Origin of the sequence: Kitasatospora sp. NPDC091257 (genome assembly GCF_044757675.1) — a bacterium.
In the GTDB taxonomy this organism is placed as follows: domain Bacteria; phylum Actinomycetota; class Actinomycetes; order Streptomycetales; family Streptomycetaceae; genus Kitasatospora; species Kitasatospora lactacystinica.
Map to the genome: position 1 here is coordinate 1 of NZ_JBIVVI010001491.1, position 1,893 is coordinate 1,893.

Here is a 1,893-nt window from a genome sequence, read left to right on the forward strand (position 1 = left end):
CCCCGGCCACAACATCTTCCCCTAACCCCAAAACACACCACACACCACACACCACAACAAAAAACAGAACCCAACAACTCACCACCCCCCCACCACACCCACCAAACACAAGGACCGATCGGCGTCTGAGATCTGCAGCGTCGCATTGTTGGTGTGGTCGCTGGGATTGCCATGAGCAGTACTGGGGGGCGAATATCCGTCCAGGGCGGTGTCGTTCAGAGGTACTGCCAGTGGATGCCGGTTCAGGTGGCCGGTTCAGCGGCGTCATCAGCCGTGGCGGCGAACTGCTGCCCACGGCGGGACGGGCTGCTGCCGACGCGGCCAAAACGAACGGGAAGAGCGGCCATGGACGAACACATCGTCTAACAGCTTTTGAAGTCCCAGATGCCGGTTCCGGTCTGAGCCCAGTGCTCACGTCCGGCCGCCGCAGCACCATCACCTGCGGCACGACTCACGTGACCGCCTGACCGCCGAATTCATCGTCCTGCGGGTCCGCCTGGACGGACGCCCGCCCATGCCTCGAAGCGGACGGCACCCTGCCCATGTGCTGGCTGCCGGCCCAGCGGCCAGCCCACCTGGCCGAGCCCACCCACTACTGGGTCTCCGACCTGCCCCCGCCACCCCGTCCGAGGAACTGGTCCGCCTCGCCAAGATCCGCCGGCGGATCGAGCGCGACTACCGGCTGTTTCGAAAGTACTGGTCACAGCTACTCATTGATGGCTGCGACCAGCACGGTCGCTTTCGTGGCGGACGGTGAGAGGCGGGTTCGGGCGGCGAGGTGCTCGTGCTGCTGCGGGAGTGACGCCCGTGGAACCACTGCGGACAGAGCGGCGTGAGGCGTTCCGCGATGGGATCAACAGGTCGGCGGCGCCCTGTGATGACGAAGAACCGGCGTGCCACCTGCGGGAGGGGCACGCCGTCGACCGGATGTCCTCGTTCTGGTGGGACGGTCTTGTCTACTGCGCTTCGGCCGGTTCACCGTTGGCTGCCGTGGTGCCCGGCGGTGGCGTGTCGGTGTCCGCCCGGGGACGGTCGGGAAGCAGGTGCGTGGCAGGCAGCGGGGTGCGCTCGCCGGAGGCGTCGCTGGTGAAGGGGATGACGCCCGATCCGCCGGGGAACTCGCCGGTCACGTAGTAGTCCGTACGGAACCCGAGGGTCGACTGGGTGCTGAGGGTGTTGCCGTCGGCGCGGACGGGCGTGAGTTCGTGGTGCTCCATCCACAGGCAGTCGGTGCTGCGCGGCGGAATGATGAGCCCTCGCTCCTTGCTCTCCTCGGCCATGGTCGACCCGTTGCGGCGGGTTTCGTAGCCCAGTTCGATGGAGGCGGAGACGGAGGCGGTGGTGGTGACACCGGCGCCCATGCCGAACGGTTTGGCGGACGCCTCCACACCGACCGACGCGCCCACGGTGATGCCCGTGGCCGCGCTGAAGGAGGAGCCCGCCTCCCGGGTGACCCCTGTGGTCATCGTCTGCGACTCCGGCTGGGCCACGGTTCCGGCGCGGTTGTCGCGGAAGAGGACGAGACCGCCCATCCACGCACTCGACCCGCGCCCTTGCGAGATGCGGAAACAGAAGAAGGGGCTCCTCACGCGCGGCCAGCATCCACCCGGCCATGACGGGGCGTCACCCAGCGCACGGAGGCACGATCGACTTCACAGAATCCGTGCCCGGACCGTTTTCACCCGTCGCCGACGGGGTCGTCCCGTTGCTGCCCTCACGGGTCCTGCTCGCGCCCGGGGTGTTCCTTCGAGGACGTCAGGCACGCACGTGACGTGCTGGAGGAGAGACTGCCGGGACCGGCTCGCGCCGGGCTCGGCAGGCTGTGGCGCACGGAGTTCTGGTGGTGTCGCCGCCCGGCCGAGCGGGCGGAGTGGGGGTGGAGGGACCTGCGAC

General features: G+C 68.2%; 1 protein-coding gene. It reads right to left on the reverse strand.

All coding sequences use genetic code 11. The annotated features are described in order from the left end of the window. Window positions 1–956 precede the first annotated feature (956 nt). Window positions 957–1,532 (reverse strand): hypothetical protein, encoded by a 576-nt coding sequence (locus tag ACIQOV_RS39635; RefSeq protein ID WP_401055765.1) that lies wholly within the window; start codon window positions 1,530–1,532, stop codon window positions 957–959. Between the last annotated feature and the right edge of the window lie 361 nt (window positions 1,533–1,893).

Bases quoted from the DNA above. Each gene is read 5' to 3' on its own strand.
- ACIQOV_RS39635 (WP_401055765.1), bottom strand. From the start codon at position 1,532: ATGGGCGGTCTCGTCCTCTTCCGCGACAACCGCGCCGGAACCGTGGCC.